Origin of the sequence: Actinomyces sp. 2119, assembly GCF_003591215.1 — a bacterium.
Taxonomy (GTDB): domain Bacteria; phylum Actinomycetota; class Actinomycetes; order Actinomycetales; family Actinomycetaceae; genus Actinomyces; species Actinomyces lilanjuaniae.
The window spans coordinates 108,125-132,124 of sequence record NZ_QYRR01000004.1; the positions used below are offsets into that span (position 1 = coordinate 108,125).

Below are 24,000 nucleotides of genomic sequence, written 5' to 3' on the forward strand. Positions count from 1 at the left end.
GCGTACCACTTGTGGGCCTTCGCAACGCCCGGAGCGAATCGGCCCAGGCGTGCGGATCACACAGTTCCCCTTACCCAAATCTCATAGGCCTTATAACACAATCTCGATTTACTTAAAGATAAGAGCTTTCTCATCTGCCCCTCATCGTGGTCTCGCCCGGCCTTGCCAGTCTTGTCTCATGAACGTCCCCTGCCTGTCTGACAGCGGGCGGGCGGACCTGCCCGACGGGAAGACAACGAGGGAGAGAAGCACGACGATGCCACACACGACGGCGACAGCGGCACCAGCCGTGACGTCTGCAGAGACAGCGGTCGCGACCACCGTGCCAGCCGCGGCCACCGCACCGACCAGGGTGATGCTCTACAGCCACGACGCCCAGGGCCTGGGCCACCTCAGGCGCAACCTGGCACTGGCTCACCACCTGGCCCGGCTGCTGCCCGGCCTGACCGGCCAGGAGGTCACCGGCATGGTGGTCACCGGACTGCCACCAGCCGAGGACCACACCCTGCCACCCGGCTTCGACTGGCTCGTCCTGCCAGGTGTGGCCAAGTCGAGCAGCGGCTACCAGCCTCGCCACCTGCGCATCACCAGGAGCCACCTGGGCCAGCTGCGCTCCCAGATGCTGGGTGCGGCACTTACGGCCTTCGCCCCGGACCTGCTCATCATCGACAGACATCCCTACGGGGTGCGCCACGAGCTGCGGGAGCCGCTGCGTGTGCTGCGCCGCGAGCGCCCCTCCGCCCGCGTGGTCCTCGGGCTGCGTGAGGTCCTCGACACCCCTCGGACCATGGCCCGCGAGTGGGACAGCCTGGGCCCGGCCTCCCAGATGAGGCGCCTGATCGACCAGATCTGGGTGTACGGCGACCCGGAGGTCCACAACATCGTCGCCACCAGTGAGAGCCCCTGGGCGCTCAACGACCGTGTGCTCTTCACCGGCTACCTGGCTCACGGACGGCAGGCCGTGGAGGCCCGTCCCGAGCACGCTGACCGCCCGTTCGTGCTGACCACGGTGGGCGGTGGCTCGGACGGCTACGCGCTCCTTCGGGCTGCCGTGTCCATGACCCCGCCCCCGGGCCACGATCACATCGTCGTCGCCGGCCCCCAGATGAGCGAGAAGGAGCTGCGGCAGGCCGAGGACTCGGCCGGCCCCCGGACCCAGGTGCGGCGCTCACTGCCAGGAATGAGCCACCACATCGCTGAGGCCGCCGCCGTCATCGCCATGGCAGGCTACAACACTGTCTGTGAGATCCTGGCCACCTCCACCCCGGCGCTGCTGGTTCCCCGCGAGGTGCCCCGTCAGGAGCAGGTCATCCGTGCCAGAGCGCTGTCACGGGTCGGTGCGGTGGAGCACCTAGAGCTGGGCACCCTGACCCCCGAGGCCCTGAGCCGGTGGGCCGCCGGGGCCGTGGAGGGTCGGCAGGACCGTGAGCACCTCGACCTGGACGGCCTGGACACCGTGCCCCGGCTGGCTGCCTCCCTCCTGGCCACACCGACACGCCGGGACAGGCTCGTGCGCACCTCGACCCTACCAGCAGAAGGAGCTCGTGCCTCATGAAGCGCATCGGCTACGTCCTCAAGGTCTACCCCCGCTTCTCCGAGACCTTCGTCGTCACGGAGATCCTGGCCCGTGAGGCCCTGGGGGACGACCTGTCCATCTACGCGCTGCGTCCCACCACGGACGCACGCTTCCACCCCGAGATCGCCAGGGTCCGGGCCAGGGTGCAGTGGGTGAGCCGCCCGCTCAAGGCCAGCGACATGTGGGCCCAGCTCACCGGCTGTCTGACCGACGAGGAGGAGCGGGAGCGCTTCGCCCGGATCATGCCGGTCCTGGCAACCCTGCCCGGAGACGAGGTGGCGCAGGGCGTCGAGCTGGCCAGCAGGGTACGTGCCGACCGCATCACCCACCTGCACGCGCACTTCGCCTCCCTGTCCGCCCGCGTCACCTGGATTGCCTCCACCCTGACCGGTGTGCCCTACACGGTCACGACCCACGCCAAGGACATCTACCACAGCTCGGTGGACCCCCAGTGGCTGCGCCGGGTGTGCACCGACGCCTCACGTGTCATCGCCATCAGCCAGTACAACGAGGCCCACCTGCGTACTCTCCTGGCGGGCACAGGCGCGACGGTCTCCCTGCGCTACAACGCCCTGGAGCTGGAGCGCTTCCCCTACTCACCCCCGACCCGGCCGACCGTGCCCCTCCAGGTCGCTGCCGTGGGCCGCCTGGTCCCCAAGAAAGGGTTTGCCGACCTGGTGGACGCTGTCAGGCTCCTGGCCGACGCCTCGGTCCCGGTCCAGCTGGACATCGCCGGCGACGGGGAGGAGCGCGACAGCCTTGAGGCTCAGGTCACCGAGCTAGGCCTCAGCGGCCAGGTGCGCCTGCTCGGGCCGATGACCCAGGCCGAGGTCCGGGGCCTGCTGTCACGCTGCGACGTGTTCGCCGCGCCGTGCGTCGAGGCCGAGGACGGCAATATCGACGGGCTGCCCACGGTGGTGCTGGAGGCGATGGCCTCGGGGACCCCTGTAGTCGCCACCGCCGTCTCCGGCCTGCCGGAGGTGGTACGTGACGGGGAGACCGGTGTGCTGCTGCCGCCGGGCAGCCCCAGCAGGCTGGCCCGGGCGCTGCACCGCATCGCTGACGGCACGACCGACACCCTCAGGCTGGCGCAGGGCGCGCGGGCACTCATTGAGGAGCAGTTCGACTCCCGCCACCAGGCCGCAGCGCTGTCAGCCTGGCAGTCCGACAGCTGGGGAGGAGCATGATGCGAGTCGCCTACATCTGTCTGGACCCCGGGATCCCCGTCTTCGGGACCAAGGGGGCCTCCGTCCACGTCCAAGAGGTCCTGCGCGAGCTGCGCGCCCTGGGCCACGACGTCGTCCTCTACACGGCGCGCCTGGGTGAGCACGTGCCTGATGACCTCACGGACCTGCCCGTGCGCACCGTGGAGGTGGCCGGAGCCACCACCGTAGAGCGCGAGCAGGCGCAGGGCCGGGCGGCTGAGCAGGTGGCCCAGATGGTGACCGCCGACGGCACCGACCTGGTCTACGAACGCTACTCCCTGTTCAGCGACGCCCTGGCCCGTGTAGCCACCGACTCGAAGACGGTCTCCAGCGTCCTAGAGGTCAACTCCCCCCTCGTGGAGGAGCAGCGCCAGCACCGCGAGCTAGTGGACCAGGAGCGCGCCTGGGACGTCCTTGCCGCACAGGTGGGTACGGCCTCGGCCACCGTCTGCGTCTCGGAGCCGGTCGCCGCCTGGGTGCGGCGGCACACGCAAGCAGCCGGCCCCGGTCACGCCAGCGCGGGAACCAGGCGGGTCATGACCGTGCCCAACGGCGTCAGCGTGCGTCGTATCCAGCCTCAGCCGGAGGACCCCCACCAGGTGGTGGTGACTTTTGTGGGCACGCTCAAGCCCTGGCACGGGGTGAGCGACCTGCTCGTGGCTGCCTCCCTGGCCCGGGTCCCGTGGAGCCTGAGGATCATCGGCTCCGGCCCCCAGCTGTCGGCCCTGCGGTCACAGGCGGCCGAGCTGGGGCTGGACGTCGACTTCCGCGGCGCCGTCGCCCCCCAGGACATGCCCGACCACCTGGCCGGGTCGGCGATCGGGGTGGCCCCCTACCCGGACCTGGGCGGGGAGGAGTACCAGTACTTCTCCCCCCTCAAGGTCCTGGAGTACCTGGCCTGCGGGCTGCCGGTCGTAGCCTCGGCCGTGGGGCAGGTGCCCCAGCTGCTGGAGGGGCTGGGCACCCTGGTGCCGCCCTCGGACCCCCACAGCCTGGCGCAAGCCATCGACGCCCTGGCCGCGGACCCGGGCCGACGTGCCCACCTGGGCGCGCTGGGACGCCGTCGGGCGGAGCAGCGCCACTCGTGGGCCGGCGTGGTCGCCACCGTCCTGGACGCCGCGGGGGTGGGTCGTGCCTGAGCAGCCAGTACCTGACAGCACCCCGGAGCGCGACAGCGACGACAACACCCAGCACGCCGCCCAGCACGACAGCGCTCCCCACAGTGGTCAGCACGACGACTCCCGGTCTGAAGCGCAGACGGCCGGGTCGGCACAGGCAGCGGAGGAGGAGACCCCGGCCCCCATGCGGCGCACCCTGAGGATGGTGTGGCGCGACGCCAGGCCCATGTGGCTGCTCCTGCTGGGCGGGATCGTCGCCCTCCTGGCCGAGGTCGGGTTCAGGGTGCTGGAGCCCTGGCCCCTGAAGATCGTCATCGACTCGGTGGTGTCCTCCCTGGGGACTGATACAGGCACGGCCCCGGCTGGACTACCCATGCTCCTGGGCCTGGGCGCGCTGCAGGTGGCCGTGGTCTCCGCCAGGGCGCTGTGCAGCTACCTGGCCACCGTCGCCTTTGCCCTGGTGGGCTCGCGCACCGCAGCAGCCCTGCGAGCCCGGGTCTTCAGCCACGTGCAGGGCCTGTCCCAGCAGTTCCACGCCCGTAACCGCAGCGCCGATACCGTCCAGCGCCTCATCGCCGACATCAACCGGATGCAGGAAGTAGCGGTCACAGCGGGTATGCCGCTGGCCGCCAACCTGCTGACCCTGGTGGTGATGCTGGTGGTCATGGTCGTGCTGGACCCGCTGCTGGCTGTCGTCGTCGTGCTGGCCGTGGGCGCCTTTGTCCTGACGTCCTCCGGGACCTCCCGGCACATCACCTCCGCCTCCATGCGCTCACGCAAGGCTGAGGGCCACCTGGCCAACACCGCCCAGGAGGCCCTGGGGGCCATCAAGGTGGTCCAGTCCTACGGGCTGGAGCCCCTGATCCAGAAGCGGTTCACCGGCGCCAACGCCAAGTCGCTCACTGAGGGGGTCCGCTCCCGCCGTATCGCCGCCAGGCTGGAGCGCAGCACCGACGTCATCGTCGGGGTCGCCACGGCCGTGGTCATGGTTGGCGGAGGGATGAGGGTCCTGGCCGGGGCCATGTCCCCCGGGGACCTGGTGCTGTTCACCACCTACCTGCGTACCACCATGAAGCCTCTGCGGGACATGGCCAAGTACACCGGGCGCATCGCCCGGGCCGCAGCCTCCGGGGAGAGGGTGGCCACGCTGCTGGAGATCACCCCCGACATCGTCTCCCCCGAGCCGGGACTGACCCCGGCTCGGGTACGCGGCCTGATCCGCTTCTCAGCGGTGCGTGCCGCCTACGAGGACACCGAGGTGCTCCACGGGGTGGACCTGACGGTGACACCGGGACAGCACGTCGTGCTGGTAGGCCCCTCAGGGTCGGGCAAGTCGACGCTGACCTCCCTGGTCACCCGGGCCATGGACCCCGTCAGCGGACAGGTCACCCTTGACGGGCACCCCCTGGAGGAGATCAACCTGACCTACCTGCGCTCCCAGGTCTCCGTCCTCCACCAGGAAGCGGTCCTGCTAACCGGGTCGATCCGTGACAACATCCGCCTGGGCAGGCAGGACGCCACCGACGAGGAGATCGAGCAGGCCGCGCGCGCAGCCTACGCCCACGACTTCATCACCCAGATGCCTGAGGGCTACGACACTGTCGTGGGCGAGCGTGGCGGGACACTGTCAGGCGGCCAGCGCCAACGGGTGGCCATCGCCCGCGCTCTGCTTCGCAATGCCCCGGTGGTCATCCTCGACGAGGCAACGACCGGCCTGGACCCTGCCTCCACCACCCTGGTGCTCGACGCCATCGACCAGCTGGTAGACGGGCGCACCACCCTGACCGTCACCCACGACCCGGAGGTCGCCATGCGGGCCGACCGGGTGGTGTGGGTCGAGGACGGACACATCCGCCTGGCGGGCCGTCCCGACCAGCTCTTGGAGTCCTCGCAGGCCTTCCGGGCCTGGGCGTGGGAGGGAGGCACGCAGAGCCCGCCGCCCATGGCGCGGCCGGGACTCCCCCAGGACGGGGAGGAAGAGGACACCCAGGACGGGCCGCAGCCGCACAGCAGGGAGGACGTAGCATGAGCAAGACGAGCGGGCTGTCCTCCTCCCTAGCATCTACCTCCTCGGCGGACACGCCCCTGGCCGACACGTCAACGGCTGCTGTCCTGGAGCGGGTCCTGGACGCCGACTGGCTCAGCGCACGCACCGGAGGGCGCGTGCGGGCCTGCCGCATCAGGGTCAAGCCCGAGGTCTCCATGCTGATGTCCCTGGAGGACCGCCGGACAGGCCACGCGACCGGCTGGGCGAGGATCCTGTGGCCCGTCTCCGCATCCAAGGCGCGCAAGACCCTGCGCCAGCTCGCCAGGACAGGCCGTAGTGCCGCCACCTCCAACCTCGGCGGCAAGCTGGTCCTGCTGGTGGGTCGGGTGGCCGACGACCCCCGGCTCCTGCCCCACCTGGACCGTGCCCTGCACCACGGAGCGGTGGGCTCCTGGGAACCTGCTGACGTGCTGCGCTACAACCCGGCCCGTCGGCTGGTGGTCCGCCAGGAGCACACGGTGGTCAGGATACGCGCCGGGGAGGCGGACAAGGGCCTCCTGCTCCAAGATATCCATCGCTTTGCAGGCATCCTAGTCCCCGTCCCAGAGCTGGAGGAGGACCTGGGGCAGGCGGACCCGGGTCACGTCAGCGTCCAGCAGCGGTGCGGTCGCCAGGACCTCGCCGCCTCCAGCCAGCCGGAAGACCACCACCGCGCAGGGACTCTCCTGGCCGCTCTGCACGCGGGCACCCCGCGACTGCCCGCGCAGCTGCGGCAGCGGCTTCCCGACGGACACCCCAGCCCCCACGACCTGGCCCGGGCGCACGCCAGCGTGCTAGAGGCCGTGGCCCCGGACCTGGCCGCACGCGTGCTGTCCGTGGGCGCCACGCTGCCCTGCCGCCTGCCAGGGACACCCCTCCTGGTGCACGGCGACGCCTCCCCCGACCAGTTCCTGCACGACCCGTCCACCGGCCAGGTGTGGCTGACGGACTTCGACCGGGCCCGTCTGGCTCCTGCGGCCACGGACCTGGGTGCCTACTTGTCGGTGGCCCCGCCCGGGATGTCTCAGGCCTTCCTGTCGGGCTACGCCCACGGCGGGGGCACGGTTCCCAGCGAGGAGGAGCTGGCCACGGCACTCGCCCTGGCCCGCCTGTCCCGGCTGGCCGAGCCGCTGCGCCAGGGAGCCCCCACATGGCGCCAGGACATCGACGAGACGCTCACCCACCTGGAGGAGGAAGGCCCGTGGACCCAGTAACACCCAGGCAGGCAGGCACCCTGGAACGTCTGCGGTCCGTCCCCGGCCTGGGACGGGCCTGGCCGGGACGGGACGGGGCCATCAGTATCGAGTGCCGTGACCAGGAGGACCGCCTGAGGGCCGGCGAGCTGAGCGCCCAGGGAGAGGTCCGCCTTCTCCCCTACGGCACGGACCCCGCGCTGCCCGCCCTGTCCCCCACGGAGGCAGGGACGCTGGTGGTGCACCGCTACGGCCGACGTGCCGTCACCATCGGAGCCGACAGCGTCCGCAAGGCGGTGCGGCGGGGCCGGGCCACGCCCCTGGCCAGCCCAGTGGGGGCTACCGCCTTCGCCGCCACAGGCCTACGCACCGCCCGAGTCCTAGACTCCTCAGACTGTCACGTCGACCTGGAGCTGCTTCCCGGGCGCAGCCTGAGTGACCTTGGTGACGACGGCCTGGCCGGGTGGGAGCACCTGACACAGGCGTGGGCCACGCTGGCCCAGGTCAGGGCGAACCTTCCTGTCCACGGCCCCCGTCAGGAGGCCCAGGTACTGCACCGCTGGTTCGACCGGGCAGCCGGGCACGGCCTGCTAGAGCCCCTCCTGCCAGAGGGCACCAGCCTGTCACGCCTGGAGGAGGAGGTCGAGCTCACCTGCGCCGGGCTGGGGCAGGACCCGGGTGCAGTCATCGTCGCCCACCGCGACCTCCACGACGGCCAGGTCCTGTGGGACGGCACCGAGGCGTCGCTCCTGGACCTGGACACTCCCGTGCTTGCCGAGCCCGCCCTCGACCTGGGTAACCTCATGGCCCACCTCGAGCTGATGACCGTCCACGGCCGCCTGAGCCTGCACGGCCTCCAGGTGGTCAGCGGCCTCCTCGACGACCTGGCCCGTTCCCTTCCCACCAGCGCCTCCAGGCTGCGGGTGTACCGCCATGCCGCCGCCCTGCGTCTGGTCTTCGTCCATGCCTTCAGACCTGCGGCCCACACCTGGCTTCCTGCCTGGGTGTCGCGCCGCCTGGAAGATACCCTGTCCACGTCACGTACCATCGATTGGAACTCATCATGCAGCTGTCAGTGATCGGATGCGGCTACCTCGGCGCCGTCCATGCCGCCGCCATGGCCTCTCTGGGCCACGACGTCCTGGGGATCGACACCGACCCCGAGCGGGTGGCTGCACTGTCACAGGGTGAGGCCCCCTTCTACGAGCCCGGCCTACCGGAGTTGCTGACTTCCCAGGTAGAGGGCGGCCGCCTGCGCTTCACCACCAGTCCCTCCCCGGAGGAGATAGCGTCCGTGGAGGTCCACTTCATCGCCGTGGGCACCCCCCAGTCCGCTGAGGGGGGCCAGGCCGACCTGTCCCAGGTGCGCTCAGCCGTGGAGCTGCTGCGATCTGCTCTTCCCGAGGGCCACAGGGCACTGGTCGTCGGCAAGTCCACGGTCCCGGTAGGTACGGCCCGGGAGATCAGCGAGCGTCTGGCCGGGCGGGCGCACACGGTCTGGAACCCGGAGTTCCTCCGGGAGGGCTTCGCCGTACAGGACACCCTGCACCCCGACCGCATCGTCTACGGGCTTGCCGAGGAGCCTCAGGAGGCGCTCGAGGCCCAGCAGGTCCTTGACACCGTCTACGCCCCCCTGCTGGCTGAGGGAATCCCGCAGATCCTCACCGACTACGCCACCGCCGAGCTGGTCAAGACCGCGGCAAACTCCTTCCTGGCCACCAAGATCAGCTTCATCAACGCGATGGCGGGCCTGTGCGAGGCGGCCGGGGCAGACGTCACCGTGCTGGCCCAGGCCATCGGCTATGACGCCCGCATCGGGCACCGCTTCCTGCGGGCAGGCGTAGGCTTCGGCGGGGGCTGCCTCCCCAAGGACATCAGGGCGCTGCGGGCAACCGCCCGCGCCCACGACGCCGATGGCCTGGCCAGCCTCCTGGAGACGGTGGACACGGTCAACCAGGCCCAGAGGGCGCGGGTGGTGGACCTGGCTCTGGAGCACGTGGGCGGGGACCTCAGCGACGTACCCGTCACCATCCTGGGTGCGGCCTTCAAGCCGGACAGCGACGACGTGCGGGACTCCCCCGCCCTGGACGTGGCCTCCCGCCTGTCAGACCTTGGTGCCGTGGTCACCGTCTGCGACCCCCACGCCCTGCCCGTGGTGGCCCGTACCCACCCTCACGTCAGGCGCGAGGAGGACGTGGTCACGGCGTTGGAAGGGGCCGAGCTGGTCCTGCTGCTCACCGAGTGGGAGCAGTTCGTGGGACTCGACCCCGCGCTGGCGGCTGCGCACGTGGCCCGCCAGGTCGTCATCGACGCCCGCAACGCCCTGGACCCGGCTGCCTGGCGCGGGGCCGGGTGGCAGTACACGGGAGTCGGGCGCTAGGGCTGACGTTGGGAGTGTGCTGAGCATGCGCCTGCCTCGCCGCCCTGTCACTGGGGGCAAGAAGGAGACCAGCTACCCGCCCCGGGACTCTCAGGTCGTTGCCTCGGTCACTATCGGCACCCGGGTCATGGTCGCCATCGTCGTGGTGGCGGGAGTCGCCCTGGGAGTCTCCGGGCTCTTTGTGTGGCTGCTGGGCCAGAACAGCATCAGCAGTGACGTCAACGCGCAGCTAGAGCGCAGCAGGGACAGGTTCAAGGCGCTGGTCGAGCAGGGGGTGGACCCGGACACGGGCGCCCCCTTCTCCGAGCCCTCCCAGGCGGTCTACGCCTACATCCGGCAGTCGGTCCTGGGTCCCGACGAGGCCGAGCTGGGGTTTGTCGGCTCCGAGCTGACGCTGCTACCTCCCACCCGGGCAGCCCTCACACCCGAGGACGACCAGGAGCTGATCTCCCACCTGGAGTCCCACGTGACCGGGGACAAGGTGGTTATCGAGGACATCCGGACCTCCCAGGCCAGGTACCGCGTCATGGTGGCCCCGACCAGGACCGCCTCCGGGTCGGCTGCCGGGGCGGCACTGGTACACGTGGTGAACCTGGACACCGCCCATGCCGACCTGCGCCGCACCATGGTGATGTACATGGCCAGCGCGGTCTTTACCGTGGCGCTCGTGGCGGCTCTGGCGTGGTTCGCCGTAGAGCGGCTGCTGCGGCCCATCGGCCAGCTGCGCGAGGCGACCGAGGCTATCGGGGAGAACGACCTGACCTCCCGCGTGCCTGTGCGCGGACGTGACGACCTGACCACGCTGGCCGTGGCCATCAACTGGATGCTGGACCGCGTCCAGCGCTCGGTAGAGGCCCAGCGGGACCTGCTTGACGACGTCGGCCACGAGCTGCGTACCCCTATCACCGTGGTCCGCGGCCACCTCGAGCTCCTGGACCCTGACGACGCCGAGGACGTCGCCCAGACCCGGGAACTGGCTATCGACGAGGTGGACAGAATGGGAACCCTGGTCAACGACCTCCTTCTGCTGGCCGACGTGTCCGAGACCGGTGTTATCAGCCCTCAGCAGGTCGACGTCTCCGTCCTCACCCAGCAGGTCTTCGAGAAGGCCCAGGGCCTGGGTGACCGCCGCTGGCAGCTGGAGGAGGTTGCAGGCATCTGCTGCGAGATGGACCCTACCCGGATCACCCAGGCCTGGCTGCAGCTGGCGGCGAACGCAGTCAAGTACTCCGACCCCGGCTCCCGGGTCAGCCTGGGCTCCCGGGTGGACGGGGCCAGCCTGCTCATGTGGGTCAGGGATGAGGGCATCGGCATCGCGGAGGAGGACCTGCCCCTGGTGCGTCGCCGCTTTGGCCGCACGGCGGCAGCGGTGCAGAAGGCCTCAGGAACGGGGCTGGGCCTGAGCATCGTGGACAGTATCGCCGTGGCCCACCACGGCTGTCTGGAAATACGCTCCTTCCAGGGGCTCGGCTCCCTGTTCACCTTAAGACTCCCCCTCCACACTGTGGCCGACCATGCCACGAGCCCGAGGAAGGACACAGACTGATGAGCACCATCCTGGTAGTGGAGGACGAGGCCCGGATCGCTTCCTTCCTCGCCAAGGGCCTCCGCGCAGCCGGCTACACCACCCAGGTCACCGCCTCGGGTCTGCAGGCCCTGGAGGTGGTCCTCCAAGAGGACATCGACCTGGTCGTCCTCGACATCGGCCTGCCTGACATCGACGGCTTTGAAGTCCTGGAGCGCCTGCGAGGGCAGGGTGTGTCCACTCCTGTCATCATGCTGACAGCACGCTCCTCGGTGGCGGACCGGGTAGCGGGCCTGGAGCGGGGGGCGGACGACTACATGCCCAAGCCGTTCTCCTTCGAGGAGCTCCTGGCGCGGGTGCGGGTGCGCCTGCGCTCCGAGACGGCTCCCGCAGATCCCGCCGACCCGGTCAGGATCACCCACAAGGACCTGGTGCTCGACCTGCGGGGCCGCACCATGGAGGTAGCCGGGGACACGGTGGAGCTGTCCGCCAGGGAGTTCGCGCTGGCGGAGACCTTCATGCGCCACCCGGGCCAGGTGCTCAGCCGCGAGCAGCTCCTCAGCACCGTGTGGGGGTATGACTTTGACCCGGGATCTAACGTGGTGGAGGTCTACGTGTCCTACCTGCGCAGCAAGCTTGGTAAGGAGCGGGTGCAGACCGTACGCGGCATGGGATACCGGCTGGTGTAGGCAGCAACTGTCAGGCACACGGCCCGAGCCCGAGGCAGGCACCCGACGCGGCAGCCCCCTGCTGTGGACACCATGGGGACGGCTCAGGAGACGTACCGTCTAGCTAGTCGTCATCATCGTTATCGTCATCATCGTTATCGTCATCAAGGTCATCGTCATTGAGGTCGTCAACGTCGTCACTGTCGTCATCATGATCGTCGCTGACGCCGCCACCTGGGGCCTGCTGCTGGGAGCCCGAGCCGTTCTGAGCGCCGCCTGCGCCGGACTGGTCCCCGGAACCACCCTGACTGCCATCACCAGCGTCCTGTCCCGGGTCAACCTCTACCGGCTCGGCAGGCTCCACCGGCTGGGGGCTGGTCTCCTCGCCCCCGGTGTCAGGAGTCGGGGTCGGGGAAGCAGACGCTGAGACGGTCGGGCTGCTGGTGGCCAGCGGCGTCGGAGTCGCGGTCAGAACGAGCCCGGGCTCGCTGGTCGAGGCAGCCGGGCCGTTGAGAGCCAGCCAGATCATCCAGGTCAGGAGCATCCCGGTCACGGCAACGATAGCGGCAGCGACCCGGGTGCCCCGGCTCGTCATGGCGATCATGGTACGCATACGGTGCCCTCCTCAGGCACAGAAGACGGGTCCTCCTCAGGCACAGGAGACGGGGGTCAGGCACGGATATGGCCGTCTCCCTCGACGATCCACGTCGTGGTGGTCAGCTCGGCCAACCCCATCGGCCCGCGTGCGTGCAGCTTCTGGGTAGAGATGCCCAGCTCGGCCCCCAGCCCCAGCTGGCCGCCGTCGGTGAAGCGGGTGGAGGCGTTGACCATGACGGCTGCAGAGTCCATCCCGGCGACAAAAGCGTTGATGACGGCGACGTCCTGAGCCACGACAGCCTCAGTGTGTCCCGTGGTATAGGTACGGATGTGCTCGACGGCACGGTCCAGGTCCTCAACGACGGCAACCGCCAGATCCAGGGAGCCGTACTCAGTGCCCCAGTCCTCCTCAGCCGCCTCCACCAGCAGGTGCCCGTGACCAGAGGCGCCAGCAGGCCCGCGGAGAAGGCGGTGGGCCGTAGGGTCGGCGTGCAGGGTGGTCCCGGCCTCCCACAGGGCCGCCGCCGCCCGGGACAGGTAGGTGTCGGCGACCTTGGCGTGGACCAGGAGGGTCTCGGCAGCGTTGCACACACCCACACGCTGCGTCTTGGCGTTAACGATGATCTCCACCGCGGCCTCCAGGTCGGCAGAGGCATCCACGTAGACGTGGCAGTTCCCCGAGCCGGTCTCGATGACCGGCACCGTGGACTCCTCCACGACGCTACGGATAAGTCCAGCGCCTCCCCGGGGCACCAGTACGTCGACCAGACCACGGGCATGCATGAGGGCGCGCGCTCCCTCCCGCCCAGCCGCGTCGACGCTGGCCACCAGATCCGCAGGCAGCCCCTGGGACTCAAGCGCCCGTCGCAGGCTGGCAACGATCGCGGCGTTGGACTCCTGGGCAGCGCTTCCTCCCCGCAGGAGGACGGCGTTACCGGACTTGACCGCAAGGGCCGCTACATCCACGGTCACGTTGGGCCGGGCCTCATAGATCATGCCGACCACGCCCATGGGTACGCGAACCCGCCGTACCCGCAGCCCGTTGGGCATAACTGACCCGTCCACGACCTCCCCGACCGGGTCGGGCAACGCGGCGACCTCTCGCAGCGACCCGGCGATCCCTGCCAGGCGGGGCTCGTCCAGCGCCAGGCGGTCCAGGAGCCCCGGGCTCATACCCGCGGCCCGCTCCCGCTCAGTGTCACGGGTATTGGCCTCCAGGATCGTTGCGCTGTCAGCCAGCAGACCCGTGGCCATGGCCTCCAGGACGGCATCCTTGACCCCCCGTGGGGCGGCAGCAAGCACACGCTGCGCCTCCCGGGCAGCGCGAGCGGCCACCTGAACCAGCCCGGCAGCCTCCGGAACGAAATCGTTACTCATACAACTACCATACGGCCTCTCCCTCTCCGTTGGTATTCCCCTGCGGTACCCGTGTCCCGGACCTGGAACCGGCAGCAGGCTGACTCACAACTCCCAGGACCTGCCACGGACCGCCCTGGCACGCGCCTGTCCCACTGTCATCCCTGACCAGCCCCTGAAGACCCTGAGGAAGAAAAGAACTCGGTGCAGCCCAGCAGGCAGGCGGCGTCGCAGCACCGCCGTCGTGCGCCAGAGACCTATCGGGTCACGCCGCACGGGTTGCGTCCCCTCTCAGGTGCCATACCCCACCCCAGCCAGTCAGCACATCGCTACCCGTCGGCGGGACCGTCGAGCACCTCCTGGACCGCTGGGGCAAGGCGGGCGACGACCTCCTCCAGGCTCAGCTCCGCCACAGGCGGGGCGCACAGGAGGTAGCGGGCCACGGCAACACCGAACAGCTGCGCGCCGGCGAGTCCCAGCCCACCCAGCTCCTCTGGCCGCAGGCCGGCGATGCTGCTGGCCGCAGGAACCACAGCAGCGCTGAGCCTTGTCCCGGCCTCCTGGGAGGCCACGGCCGAGCGCACGACTGCGGTCAGCACGGGACCAAGCTCGGGGTCCTCCCACATGCTCAGGTAGGCGCGGACCAGCCGCTCACCCCCTCCGGAACCCTCCAGCCCGCCCCCGACCGCCTCAGCCAACGGCGCCCGCGACGTGACAGCCGCGACGAAGAGCCCTGCCTTGTCACCGAAGAAGTGCCGAATGAGCGCTGGATCCACGCCCGCCCCCCTGGCTATGGCCCGCACCGAGGCCCCCTCAAAACCTCTGTCGGCAAAGAGCGACAGGGCTGAGTCGAGAATCGCCTCGCGGGTCCCGCTGTCGCCCGGGCGCCGGCCAGTCGGGCGACGTCTGGTCCCGCCGCCGTCTGGCTGGTCGCTGTTCGGTCCCGTCTGCCCGCTGCGCGATCGTGTCATGCGCACCACTATATCTCCACTTGCAGATTTCCTCACTCGTGGAGTTCAATGGTGCCGTCCGTCCGCTAACCAGATGCAGCGACCAGAGCCGGAAGGAACCCCTATGGTCACAACCGCGCCCTCATCCTCCTCTCGCGCCATCGACGTCAGGAGTCTTGACAAGTCCTATGGCCGCTTCCGCGCGCTCACCGATCTGTGCCTTCACCTGGACCGGGGTGAGGTGCTGGGCTTCCTCGGCCCCAACGGGGCGGGGAAGTCCACTACGATCCGCGTCCTGCTCGGGCTGCTGCGCCACGACGCGGGCACGGTGCGGGTCCTGGGCCAGGACCCCTGGCGCGACGTCGTCGAGCTGCACCAGCGCATGGCCTACGTGCCCGGGGACGTGTCCCTGTGGCCGTCCATGACCGGAGGCGAGGCCATCGACCTGCTCGGCTCCCTACGCGGGGGGCTCAGCCGCACGCGCCGCCAGGAGCTCATCGAGCGCTTCGAGCTCGACCCCACCAAGCGCGGACGCCAGTACTCCAAGGGCAACCGCCAGAAGGTGGCTATCATCGCGGCCCTAGCCAGCGACGCCGAGCTCCTCGTCCTCGACGAGCCCACCTCCGGCCTGGACCCCCTTATGGAGGAGGCCTTTCAGGTCACCGTTCAGGAAGCCAAGGACCGCGGCGCGTCGGTCCTTCTGTCTAGCCACATCATGAGCGAGGTGGAGAACCTCGCTGACCGCGTCTCGATTATCCGCAACGGCACCATCGCGCGAGAAGGGACCCTGGAGGAGCTGCGTTCCGACTCGCGCAGCACTGTGCACGCCACCCTCGGCCATGCTCCTGGCGACACTCCTGGCGACACTCCTGGCGACGACGAGCTCGACAGCATTGACGGGCTTGAAGAGGTCACCCTGTCGGGCGCCCGGCTGACCGCACTGGTCCGTCCCGACCAGATGGGTCGGGCCATGGCCAGCCTGTCCGCCATCGGCATCCGCACCCTGCAGGTCGAGCCCCCGAGCCTGGAGAGCCTCTTCCTCGACCTCTACCAGGACGACCCCCAGGACGGCGCCGACTCCCGCCAGCAGTTCCCCGCAGCCAGGAAGGAGCAGTGACCACGATGGCACCAGAGACGGGACGGGCACGCCAGACGAGCCAGGCAGCCCAGGACACCCAGGACGCCCGACACGCGCCCGGAGGAGACCGCAAGGAAGCATCGCGCAGGAGGCCACCTGCGGCCGCCCTGACGGGCACACGCCTTCTCCTGCGCACCTCCCTGCGCCACGACGGCCGCCTCCTGGTCCCGTGGATCCTCATCGTGACGCTGCTGTCGGCCTCCTCCCCGCTCCTCTACCCGTTAATCTTCGACACCCAGCAGGAGCGGGCGACCCTGGCAGCGACGATCGGCGCCAACCCTGCGCTCGGCCTGATCTTCGGTCCGGCGCACGACCTCCTGAGCACCGACGGCTTCAACGCCTGGCGCTCCCTGACACTGGGAGGATTTATCACGGCCATGTCCGCGGTCCTGGCTGTCGTGCGCGCCACCCGCGGCCAGGAGGACTCCGGCCAGGCCGAGCTGCTCGCCTCGGGGGTGATGGGGCGCGGCGCCAGGCTTGCGACCGGGGTGCTCATGGCATCCACCGGCGCACTAGCGACCGGCATCGTCGCAGCCGTGGTGACCGTGGCCTGCGGGGGCGGGTGGGGCAGCACCGCGCTGCTGTGCGCCACCTTCACCACGACAGGACTGATGTTCGCCGGGGTCGCCGCCCTGGCCTCCCAAGTGGCTGCGGACCGCCGTATGGCCTCCACGATCTCCCTGGGCACCCTGGGGTTCCTCTTTGCCCTGAGGGGCCTGGCCTACTCCCTGGAAACACCATCGTGGACCCTGTGGGCCAACCCGCTGGGCTGGATGACCCAGACCGAGCCCGTGGTGTCGAACAGCTGGTGGCCGCTGCTGCCAGCGCTGCTCCTGGCCACGGTCCTGGTGGTGGCCGCCTTCCTCCTCCAGGATCGCCGCGACTTCGCGCAGGGACTTCTCAGCCCACCACCAGGTCCCGCTGACGGGCAGGTACGCGGGCCGTGGGCTCTCACCTGGCGGCTCAACCGGGAGCTGCTGCTGACCTGGCTGGTCGTCTCCCTCGCCCTGGGCACGGTCTTCGGCTACTTCACCACCTCGATCGACGACCTCCTCGGATCCAACGAGGCCGTCCAGGGGGTCCTCGCCTCAGGCGCCACGACCCAGGACGACCTGGTCTCCGCCTTCCTGGTGACGATCCTGAGCCTGGTGGGCATTATCTGCTCGGTCCCCGGAATCCAGATCATGCTGAGGATCCGCTCCGAGGAGGTCGAGGACCGCGTCGAGCCGCTGATCGCGACGTCCCTGAGCCGGGGACGTTACTACCTGAGCGGGCTCGTCTCGGCTCTGACTGCCTCGACCCTCCTGGTCACGGTCGCCGGGACCATGCTGGCAATCGTGTCGTCAGTCGCAGACGCCGGGATCGGCTTCACCAGCACGATCATCCAGGTCGCGGCAACGCTGCCCGCCGTGTGGGCGGTCGTGGCCGTATCCGTCATGGTCGTCGGAGCCCGACCAGCGCTCAGCATCGCTGCCTGGGCCGGGGTGCTGGCCTCCTTCGGCCTGACCCTGCTGGGCCCCACCTTCAACCTGCCGGGGTGGGCGCTGGGGATCAGCCCCTTCTACCACGTGCCTGCGGTGACGGATGCGGACGCGACGCTGACTGGCCTGGCGGTGGTGGCATCCGTGGCCTGCGCACTCACCCTGGCCGGGTGGGTCAGCTTCCAGCGCCGCGACCTGGCACGCGAGTAGCTGCACCACCCCTGGCCCAGCCCTCCGCCACGCAGCCGACACCAGGGCCAGCCAGGGCAACCAGCCGAGATATGAAACCTGGGACCCTGGGAGGAGTCATGGAGCCGACGGCGGGAACCCGCTCACGGGGCCACGCTGCCGCCGTCACACCACTGTCCAGCACACATGAAGAGGACAGTCATGAGGGGGATAGTATGTGGGGCTACCCACAGGAGAGGCTCTGCTGCCGGCAGGGCGGTTGAGACGTGATGGGAGGCGTGCGGATGAGAATCACCCAGGTGTCCGCTAGCAACTGGAGGAACTTCAAGTCCCTCGACCTCCAGCTTGACCGGCGTCTCTTTGTCGTCGGGCCCAACGCGGCAGGAAAGTCGAACCTGCTCGACCTGTTCCGCTTCCTCGGCGACATCGCCAGACCCGGGGGCGGCCTGGCCAGCGCGGTCGGCGGACGTGGCGGGCTCAGCCGGGTCCGCAGCCTGTTCGCACGCAACTACCACAGAGGTCGGCTCATTGTGGACGTCCACCTGGAAGAGGGTGGTACCACCTGGCACTACCGGCTGTCCGTCAAGGGACAGTCGGGAGGCCTCAACCGTCCGGTCGTGGACGAGGAGCTCGTCGAGCGTGACGGCACCCCGCTGCTCCAGCGCCCGACCTCTGAGGATCTAGACGACCCGGAGCGGCTGACCCAGACGCACCTGGAGCAGATCGGGGCCAACCAGGACTTCAGGAGTATCGCGGAGTACGTCAGCAAGGTCCAGTACTTTCACCTGGTCCCCCAGGTCATCCGCGACCCCTCCAGGAGCGGCTTGGACAGGGACGACCCCTTCGGCGGCGACTTTATCGCCCAGATGAACGCAACACCTCCACGGACCCGTGACGCCTGGATGCGGCGGATGCAGGCCGCCCTCCAGGCCGCCGTCCCAGAGTTCGAGTCCCTGGCAATCGAGGTAGACTCTGCAGGCAGGCCCCACCTGCGCGCAGGCTACCGCAACTGGCGCTCCACGCCGTCAACTCAGTACGAGACCGAGTTCTCCGACGGCACCCTGCGGCTCATCGGTCTGCTGTGGACCGTGATCAAGGCGCCCAGCGGCGCTGGGACCCTCCTTCTTGAGGAGCCTGAGCTCTCCCTCAACTCTGCCATCGTCCGCCTGCTTCCCTCAGTACTGGCAGCAGCCCAGCGCTCCAGCGACCTTCAGGTGGTCCTGTCCACCCACGCCCCCGAGATCCTTGACGACGAAGGCGTCCTCCCCGAGGAAGTCCTCGTGCTCAGGGTCACCGACGACGGGACGCGGGCAGACCTCCTCTCCTCGCTTCCCGAGGCAGTGGACGACATCAGCCTGGGGCTGCCCCTGTCCGACGTCGTCAGTGGCCTGACCGAGCCGCAGGATCTTGACAGCCTGCTGAAGGCGGCACGGGGCAGGCGCTCGTGACAGATCCACCTCCTGTCTGAGATGCGGGACTACCTCTTGGAGGTCCAGGGAGGCTGAGACCCCGACACATCACTGAGGCCACGCCCCTGAGGTACCAGGAGGCGGGATCTCCCCGCTGCCGCGGCAGACCAGCTCGGTGGGCACCACGAGGTGCTCTGGCTCGCCCTGGTCCCCGTCCAGCCGGGAGAACAGGCGCCGAGCGGCAAGACTGCCCATGGTCCTGGGGTCCTGGCGCACCACGGTCAGGGCGGGGGCCAGCATGTCCGCCAGGGGAAGGTCGTCAAAGCCGACGTGCGCCACGACCTCACGCAGCCCGAGGCGCCTCAGCGCGTGCAGCGCGCCCTCGGTGAGGAGGTTCTGCCCGCTGAACACCGCCGTAGGCGGATCCGGCGAGGTCATGACGCCCCACAGCGCCCGCTCAGCCGCCTCGGCACCAACCAGCCCTGACACGACCAGCGCCCCGGACTCCTCAGTGCGTGTCTCTCGAAACGCATCAAGGAACCCCTGGCGCCGCGCGAGCGCGGTGGCAACGTTGAGCCTCTCGGTGAGCAGGACGATCCTGCGGTGTCCCTGGCCCAGAAGATGACGCGTGGCACGCTCGGCGGCGCTGGTGGTGTCGCTGGTGACGCAGTCCGCCACGAGTCCGCGCGGAGCCCTGTCCACGAACACGATCGGTACCCCCATGTGCAGCACGCGCTCCAGGGCGGCTCCGTCAACGGTGGTGGTGTTGACGATGATCCCGTCCACGTGCCGTCTGATCGAGTCCTCGACGGCGGCGACCTCGCGCTGGGGCTCCTCATCAAGGCTGGAGGCCAGGACAGCCACGTCGTGCTCGCGGGCGACGTCCTCCACGCCACGGTGGAGCTCTCCCGCGAACGGATTGTCCACACTGGCCACGAGCAGGGCTATGGTCCTCGTCGCCCCGCCCGGGCGGCGGAGGCTACCGGCACGGATGTCCACGTGGTAGTCGAGCTCCTGCACAGCGTCCCAGACCCGGCGCGCGGTATCCGCAGCCACGTTCGGCTCCCCGTTAACAACCCTGGAGACGGTCTTGGTGCCGACTCCCGCCAACCTGGCAACCTGCTTCATGGTGGGGCGGCTCCGCTGCCCACCTGCTGCGACCGCCGACCGCAGCAGCACAGAGTCCTCACTCACTCCCCCAGCCTACTTGACCGCTCACGACCCTTGACATATCGTTGTGGCTGTCTGATTGACATCGTTGTCAACCAGACAGGGCGCCGATCTTACGCACTCCGCTCTGTCACCACGAAGCCACACGCCTCTTCTCACCGCCGTCGCCCTCCTCAGACGGGCCGTCGGCTGGCACCCAGCCTGTCCACCTGCCCGGTCCCGGTCCTCACCGTCTGGCGCCTCCAGGCACAGCCGGGTACCCACAGCCAAGCAACGGAGCACACATGCCACCTCAACTACCCCCTGCCCGTCTCCGACTCCGCGATGTATCCAAGTCCTTCCCAGGGGTCCAGGCCCTGAGCAAGATCACCTTCGACCTCCTTCCCGGAGAGGTCCACGCCCTGGTCGGCGAGAACGGCGCGGGCAAGTCCACCCTGGTCAAGGTCCTCACCGGGATCTATCCCGACTTCGAGGGACGCTACGACTATGACGGAGCTCCCGCTCACTTCCGCTCCGTCCGGGACGCGCAGCACGCCGGGATCTCGATCGTCCACCAAGAGCTGAACATGATGGCTGACCTCACCGTGGCCCAGAACATCTTCATCGGGCGGGAGTCCTCCTCCCCGCTGGTATCGGACCGTCACCTCAACCGCAGGGCGCAGGCCCTCATCGACGAGTACGACATCGGAGTCTCGCCTTCCGCCCTCCTGCGCGACCTGAGCGTCTCCAAGGCCCAGCTCGTCGAGATCGCGCGCGCCCTGTCCTTCCCGGCCACGAAGGTCCTCATCCTGGACGAGCCGACCGCCGCCCTGACAGACAGCGAGAGCGCCGACCTTCTCCAGCGGGTCGACCGACTGCGCGCTCAGGGGGTGTCAGTCATCTACATCTCCCACCGCATGCACGAGGTCATGACGGTTGCCGACCGCATTACCGTGCTGCGTGACGGAGCCAGTGTCGGGACGCTACCAGCCTCCGAGTCCTCTCAGGAGGAGATCATCGAGCTCATGGTGGGCCGTCAGGTCGTCAACGCCCCCAAGAAGCGCTCCACGGTGCCGCAGGACGCCACAGTCGTCCTAGAGACCAGGAACCTCTCCTCCCGAGACGTCCACGGCGTCTCCTTCACCCTGCGCGCCGGGGAGGTACTCGGCTTCGCGGGGCTGGTCGGCGCCGGGCGCACCGAGACTATGCGGATCGTGGCCGGGGCCGACCGGGCGTCCTCGGGCAGCATACGGGTGCACAACCGCCGCGTCACCTTCCGGCACCCCAGGGACGCGATCAAGGTCGGCATCGCCTACCTATCCGAGGACCGCAAGCGCTACGGCCTCGTCACCGGCCTCTCCGTCGCAGAGAACACCTCTCTGGCCTCCTACGACGCGCTGTGCACCGGTCCTGTCGTCCACGAACGGACGGTCCAGGCCTGCGCACGCAGGTATATCGACACGCTACGGATCAAGACGCCCTCACCCCGACAGCTGGTCCGCAACCTCTCAGGCGGCAACCAGCAAAAGGTGGTGCTGGCCAAGTGGCTCCTGCGCGACGTCGAGATCCTCATCTTCGACGAGCCGACACGCGGCATCGATATCGGAGCCCGCGCTGAGATCTACCAGCTGATGCGCGACCTCGTGGAGGAGGGCAGGTCCATCCTCCTGGTCTCCTCGGACCTCGACGAGATCCTCCACCTGTCTGACCGCGTCGTCGTCATGCGCGAAGGACGCAAGACCGGCGAGCTTGACATCTCCGAGGCAACCCCTGTCTCCGTCATGGAGCTGGCGACCAGGCAGAGGGAAGGACACCCCGCATGACCACCGATACCACCACCCGAGGACCCGCCAGGACCCTGCCGATGCAGCAGATCATGGCACTGGCGGCCCTCGCCGTCCTCTACGCGTTCTTCGCCGTCTTTGGCAACCACTTCCTGTCACCCAGCACCCTGGTCTCGATCCTCGACTCCTCCTACTACATCGGCTTCCTGGCCATCGGCATGACCTTTGTCATTATCACCGCGGGCATTGACCTGTCCTCGGGGACAGTCATGGTGGGTGCGGCACTGGTAGGAGGAGTGGCGTACAACGTGTGGGGTCTACCGATCCTGGTCTCGCTTCTAGTCGTCCTGGCCACCGGCGTCGCCTTCGGCGTCGCCAACGGTGTCCTTGTCGGCTTCCTGCGCCTGCCTCCGTTCATCGCCACCCTGGGGATGCAGTTCGCCTCGCTGGGCCTGTGCGCCGTCATCGCCCAGGTCCAGACCCAGACCTACCCGAGCCTGTCCTCCGACGACGGCTGGTTCAAGACGGTCCTGTACAGGACGGGTGACCTTCCGGTCGGCGTCCTGTGGCTAGCCGCCTTCTTCTCCATGGCATGGTTCATCCTCTCGCGCACCAAGCTGGGGCGCTACACCTACGCCATCGGGTCCAACGAGGAGGCAGCCGAGCTGTCCGGCGTCATCGTGTCGCGGTGGAAGTTCTGGGTCTACGTCCTCAACGGGTTCTTCTGCGGCCTGGCCGGGGTCATCTACGCGGCGACCTTCTCCTCCATCACCCCGCAGACCGGCAACGGCCAGGAGATGTACGCCATCGCCGCCTGCGTGATCGGCGGCACCTCCCTGGCCGGAGGAGTCGGCTCCCTGTGGGGCACGATCATCGGCGTCTTCGTCATCAGCGTCCTCAAGACCGGCCTGCTGTCCATGGGCCTGCCGGTGCAGTGGCAGCAGGTGCTCATCGGCGTCGTGGTGGTGCTCGCCGTCCTGCTCGACGTCGTGCGCAGCAGACGCGCCCGACGCTCCTGACACCCCCTGACCCGCCTCCGCAACCGTGAAAGGACCACCATGAACCCCGCCGTGAACCCCACCACCCTCACGACCCGCACAGCACCCGCCGCTCCCGTGCCAGACGGGGCTCCTGCGCCCGCACGCCGGGCCGTGCTGGCAGCCACCCTGGCGGCCGCCGGCGCCCTGACACTGGCCGCCTGCTCCCAGGGATCCGGCTCGAACGCGACGATGAAGGTCATCATCATCGCAAAGAGCTACCAGAACCAGTTCTACCAGGCTGCCTTCAGGGGAGCCCAGGACGCCGCGGACGAGCTCAACGTACAGCTGGAGACCAACGGCCCCGACGCAGAGTCCAACGTCTCCCAGCAGGTTGAGCAGCTCTCGGCCGCTGTCAACCAGGGACCTGCGGCTATCGCCCTGGCCGCCTGCCAGCCCGACGCCGTCCAGGACGCCCTGGTCAGTGCCAGAAGCCGGGACATACCGGTCATCGGGTTTGACTCCGGCGTTCCCGACGACGCCTCCGGAGCAGTCGTGGCCACAGCCACCACTGACAACACCGTGGCGGGCGGCAACGTGGCCACCAACCTGGCCCAGGACACGAGCCTGGTATCCGCAGTGACCTCCGCGACCGCAGACTCGCCCGCCGTCATCGGTGTCCTCGCCCAGGACTCGACCTCAGGCTCCATCGTCCAGCGTGTCGACGGCTTCGTGGACACGCTCGTCACCGAACTGGAGGAGCTGGACGGCCTGGCCGGGGCGGTGGACGTCTCCGGACAGCAGCGGTGGACCCAGGCCTCCTCCGAGCCCGCCAAGGTGAGGATCGTGGTCACGGTCCCACCAACCACCAGCCAGGCGGACATCCAGTCCGCAGCGACCTCCGTGCTGTCCACCACCGGGCTCGTCGCCCTGTTCGCCGCCAACCAGGACGCGGTCAACGGCGTCATCTCAGCGACCGGCGACGCCACCGCCCTCGACCGCTCCAGCGGCACCTACAAGGACCTGCTCGTCGTGGGCTTCGACGCAGGAAGGTCTCAGAAGGACGCTGTCAGCTCCGGCGCCTTCCTGGGGTCAGTCACCCAGGACCCGTACCAGATGGGCTACCAGGCCGTCACCCTGGCGGTCAGGGCAGCCAACGGCGAGACGGTCCAGGACGTGGACACCGGCTCCCACTGGTACACCGCCTCGAACATTGACGACACGGAGATCTCGGAGCTGCTCTATGACTGAGCACCGGCTCAGGCACAGGATCGGCGCA

At 69.1% G+C, this 24,000-nt stretch carries 19 protein-coding genes; 15 read left to right on the plus strand and 4 right to left on the minus strand.

The annotated features are described in order from the left end of the window. Nucleotides 1–355: 355 nt before the first annotated feature. From D4740_RS05955 to D4740_RS05995, 9 genes are all read left to right on the plus strand, one after another. The gene (locus D4740_RS05955; RefSeq protein WP_259390703.1) at nucleotides 356–1,555 is read left to right on the plus strand and encodes a glycosyltransferase; all 1,200 of its coding nucleotides are present in this window, start codon (nucleotides 356–358) and stop codon (nucleotides 1,553–1,555) included. Next, a complete protein-coding gene (locus D4740_RS05960) occupies nucleotides 1,552–2,763 on the plus strand; it encodes a glycosyltransferase (protein ID WP_119836041.1) in 1,212 nt (403 codons plus the stop codon). Before D4740_RS05955 ends, D4740_RS05960 begins: the two co-directional genes overlap by 4 nt. Further along, nucleotides 2,763–3,920 carry a glycosyltransferase family 4 protein gene (locus D4740_RS05965; RefSeq protein WP_119836042.1) on the plus strand — a complete coding sequence of 386 codons (1,158 nt, stop codon included), beginning with the start codon at nucleotides 2,763–2,765 and terminating at the stop codon, nucleotides 3,918–3,920. Before D4740_RS05960 ends, D4740_RS05965 begins: the two co-directional genes overlap by 1 nt. Before the next feature lie 163 nt (nucleotides 3,921–4,083). Continuing rightward, a complete protein-coding gene (locus D4740_RS05970) occupies nucleotides 4,084–5,928 on the plus strand; it encodes an ABC transporter ATP-binding protein (RefSeq protein WP_119836182.1) in 1,845 nt (614 codons plus the stop codon). Further along, nucleotides 5,925–7,139, plus strand: a complete 1,215-nt coding sequence (locus D4740_RS05975; protein WP_119836043.1) for an aminoglycoside phosphotransferase family protein — start codon at nucleotides 5,925–5,927, stop codon at nucleotides 7,137–7,139. The genes D4740_RS05970 and D4740_RS05975 overlap by 4 nt, the downstream gene beginning before the upstream one ends. Then, nucleotides 7,127–8,197, plus strand: a complete 1,071-nt coding sequence (locus D4740_RS05980; protein WP_162933890.1) for a phosphotransferase — start codon at nucleotides 7,127–7,129, stop codon at nucleotides 8,195–8,197. The genes D4740_RS05975 and D4740_RS05980 overlap by 13 nt, the downstream gene beginning before the upstream one ends. Continuing rightward, nucleotides 8,182–9,498 (plus strand): UDP-glucose/GDP-mannose dehydrogenase family protein, encoded by a 1,317-nt coding sequence (locus tag D4740_RS05985; RefSeq protein ID WP_119836045.1) that lies wholly within the window; start codon nucleotides 8,182–8,184, stop codon nucleotides 9,496–9,498. The genes D4740_RS05980 and D4740_RS05985 overlap by 16 nt, the downstream gene beginning before the upstream one ends. A gap of 25 nt (nucleotides 9,499–9,523) precedes the next feature. Then, nucleotides 9,524–11,044: a cell wall metabolism sensor histidine kinase WalK gene (locus D4740_RS05990; protein WP_119836183.1), complete on the plus strand. Its 1,521-nt coding sequence runs from the start codon at nucleotides 9,524–9,526 to the stop codon at nucleotides 11,042–11,044. After that, a complete protein-coding gene (locus D4740_RS05995; protein WP_119836046.1) occupies nucleotides 11,044–11,712 on the plus strand; it encodes a response regulator transcription factor in 669 nt (222 codons plus the stop codon). Before D4740_RS05990 ends, D4740_RS05995 begins: the two co-directional genes overlap by 1 nt. 103 nt (nucleotides 11,713–11,815) lie before the next feature. Here the strand turns inward: D4740_RS05995 and D4740_RS06000 are convergent, their stop codons facing one another. From D4740_RS06000 to D4740_RS06010, 3 genes are all read right to left on the minus strand, one after another. Next, complete coding sequence (locus tag D4740_RS06000; protein ID WP_119836047.1) at nucleotides 11,816–12,304, minus strand: hypothetical protein; 489 nt, start codon at nucleotides 12,302–12,304, stop codon at nucleotides 11,816–11,818. Nucleotides 12,305–12,360: 56 nt separating this feature from the next. Then, nucleotides 12,361–13,665 carry a glutamate-5-semialdehyde dehydrogenase gene (locus D4740_RS06005; RefSeq protein ID WP_119836048.1) on the minus strand — a complete coding sequence of 435 codons (1,305 nt, stop codon included), beginning with the start codon at nucleotides 13,663–13,665 and terminating at the stop codon, nucleotides 12,361–12,363. Nucleotides 13,666–13,973: 308 nt separating this feature from the next. After that, a complete protein-coding gene (locus tag D4740_RS06010; RefSeq protein ID WP_147392855.1) occupies nucleotides 13,974–14,615 on the minus strand; it encodes a TetR family transcriptional regulator in 642 nt (213 codons plus the stop codon). Between the two features lie 103 nt (nucleotides 14,616–14,718). Between D4740_RS06010 and D4740_RS06015 the strand changes: the two genes are divergently transcribed. The 3 genes from D4740_RS06015 (at nucleotide 14,719) to D4740_RS06025 (ending at nucleotide 18,850) form a co-directional block, all read left to right on the plus strand. Then, nucleotides 14,719–15,711 (plus strand): ABC transporter ATP-binding protein, encoded by a 993-nt coding sequence (locus D4740_RS06015; protein WP_119836050.1) that lies wholly within the window; start codon nucleotides 14,719–14,721, stop codon nucleotides 15,709–15,711. 5 nt (nucleotides 15,712–15,716) lie between these two features. Continuing rightward, a complete protein-coding gene (locus D4740_RS06020; protein ID WP_220475018.1) occupies nucleotides 15,717–17,423 on the plus strand; it encodes an ABC transporter permease in 1,707 nt (568 codons plus the stop codon). A 263-nt stretch (nucleotides 17,424–17,686) separates the two neighbouring features. Further along, nucleotides 17,687–18,850 (plus strand): AAA family ATPase, encoded by a 1,164-nt coding sequence (locus tag D4740_RS06025; protein WP_119836185.1) that lies wholly within the window; start codon nucleotides 17,687–17,689, stop codon nucleotides 18,848–18,850. Between the two features lie 69 nt (nucleotides 18,851–18,919). Here the strand turns inward: D4740_RS06025 and D4740_RS06030 are convergent, their stop codons facing one another. Further along, complete coding sequence (locus D4740_RS06030; RefSeq protein ID WP_205570028.1) at nucleotides 18,920–20,005, minus strand: LacI family DNA-binding transcriptional regulator; 1,086 nt, start codon at nucleotides 20,003–20,005, stop codon at nucleotides 18,920–18,922. A gap of 260 nt (nucleotides 20,006–20,265) precedes the next feature. Here D4740_RS06030 and D4740_RS06035 point away from each other — a divergent pair, with 260 nt between their 5' ends. Genes D4740_RS06035 through D4740_RS06045 form a run of 3 tightly spaced genes read left to right on the plus strand, consistent with a single transcriptional unit; the run spans nucleotide 20,266 to nucleotide 23,972 of the window. Next, nucleotides 20,266–21,783, plus strand: coding sequence for a sugar ABC transporter ATP-binding protein (locus D4740_RS06035; protein ID WP_119836051.1), 1,518 nt, complete (start codon nucleotides 20,266–20,268; stop codon nucleotides 21,781–21,783). After that, complete coding sequence (locus D4740_RS06040) at nucleotides 21,780–22,763, plus strand: ABC transporter permease (RefSeq protein ID WP_119836052.1); 984 nt, start codon at nucleotides 21,780–21,782, stop codon at nucleotides 22,761–22,763. The genes D4740_RS06035 and D4740_RS06040 overlap by 4 nt, the downstream gene beginning before the upstream one ends. 39 nt (nucleotides 22,764–22,802) lie before the next feature. Next, entirely contained in the window at nucleotides 22,803–23,972 is a 1,170-nt protein-coding gene (locus D4740_RS06045) for a substrate-binding domain-containing protein (RefSeq protein ID WP_119836053.1), read from the plus strand. Nucleotides 23,973–24,000: the final 28 nt, after the last annotated feature.

Excerpts from the sequence above, each read along its gene's own strand:
- D4740_RS05985 (WP_119836045.1), top strand. The coding sequence starts at position 8,182 with ATGCAGCTGTCAGTGATCGGATGCGGCTACCTCGGCGCCGTCCATGCC.
- D4740_RS06025 (WP_119836185.1), top strand. The coding sequence starts at position 17,687 with ATGAGAATCACCCAGGTGTCCGCTAGCAACTGGAGGAACTTCAAGTCC.
- D4740_RS06045 (WP_119836053.1), top strand. The coding sequence starts at position 22,803 with ATGAACCCCGCCGTGAACCCCACCACCCTCACGACCCGCACAGCACCC.
- D4740_RS06035 (WP_119836051.1), top strand. The coding sequence starts at position 20,266 with ATGCCACCTCAACTACCCCCTGCCCGTCTCCGACTCCGCGATGTATCC.
- D4740_RS06040 (WP_119836052.1), top strand. The coding sequence starts at position 21,780 with ATGACCACCGATACCACCACCCGAGGACCCGCCAGGACCCTGCCGATG.
- D4740_RS06015 (WP_119836050.1), top strand. The coding sequence starts at position 14,719 with ATGGTCACAACCGCGCCCTCATCCTCCTCTCGCGCCATCGACGTCAGG.
- D4740_RS06020 (WP_220475018.1), top strand. The coding sequence starts at position 15,717 with ATGGCACCAGAGACGGGACGGGCACGCCAGACGAGCCAGGCAGCCCAG.
- D4740_RS06005 (WP_119836048.1), bottom strand. The coding sequence starts at position 13,665 with ATGAGTAACGATTTCGTTCCGGAGGCTGCCGGGCTGGTTCAGGTGGCC.
- D4740_RS05990 (WP_119836183.1), top strand. The coding sequence starts at position 9,524 with ATGCGCCTGCCTCGCCGCCCTGTCACTGGGGGCAAGAAGGAGACCAGC.
- D4740_RS05955 (WP_259390703.1), top strand. The coding sequence starts at position 356 with ATGCTCTACAGCCACGACGCCCAGGGCCTGGGCCACCTCAGGCGCAAC.
- D4740_RS05995 (WP_119836046.1), top strand. The coding sequence starts at position 11,044 with ATGAGCACCATCCTGGTAGTGGAGGACGAGGCCCGGATCGCTTCCTTC.
- D4740_RS05970 (WP_119836182.1), top strand. The coding sequence starts at position 4,084 with ATGCGGCGCACCCTGAGGATGGTGTGGCGCGACGCCAGGCCCATGTGG.
- D4740_RS06010 (WP_147392855.1), bottom strand. The coding sequence starts at position 14,615 with ATGACACGATCGCGCAGCGGGCAGACGGGACCGAACAGCGACCAGCCA.
- D4740_RS05965 (WP_119836042.1), top strand. The coding sequence starts at position 2,763 with ATGCGAGTCGCCTACATCTGTCTGGACCCCGGGATCCCCGTCTTCGGG.
- D4740_RS06000 (WP_119836047.1), bottom strand. The coding sequence starts at position 12,304 with ATGCGTACCATGATCGCCATGACGAGCCGGGGCACCCGGGTCGCTGCC.
- D4740_RS05960 (WP_119836041.1), top strand. The coding sequence starts at position 1,552 with ATGAAGCGCATCGGCTACGTCCTCAAGGTCTACCCCCGCTTCTCCGAG.
- D4740_RS05975 (WP_119836043.1), top strand. The coding sequence starts at position 5,925 with ATGAGCAAGACGAGCGGGCTGTCCTCCTCCCTAGCATCTACCTCCTCG.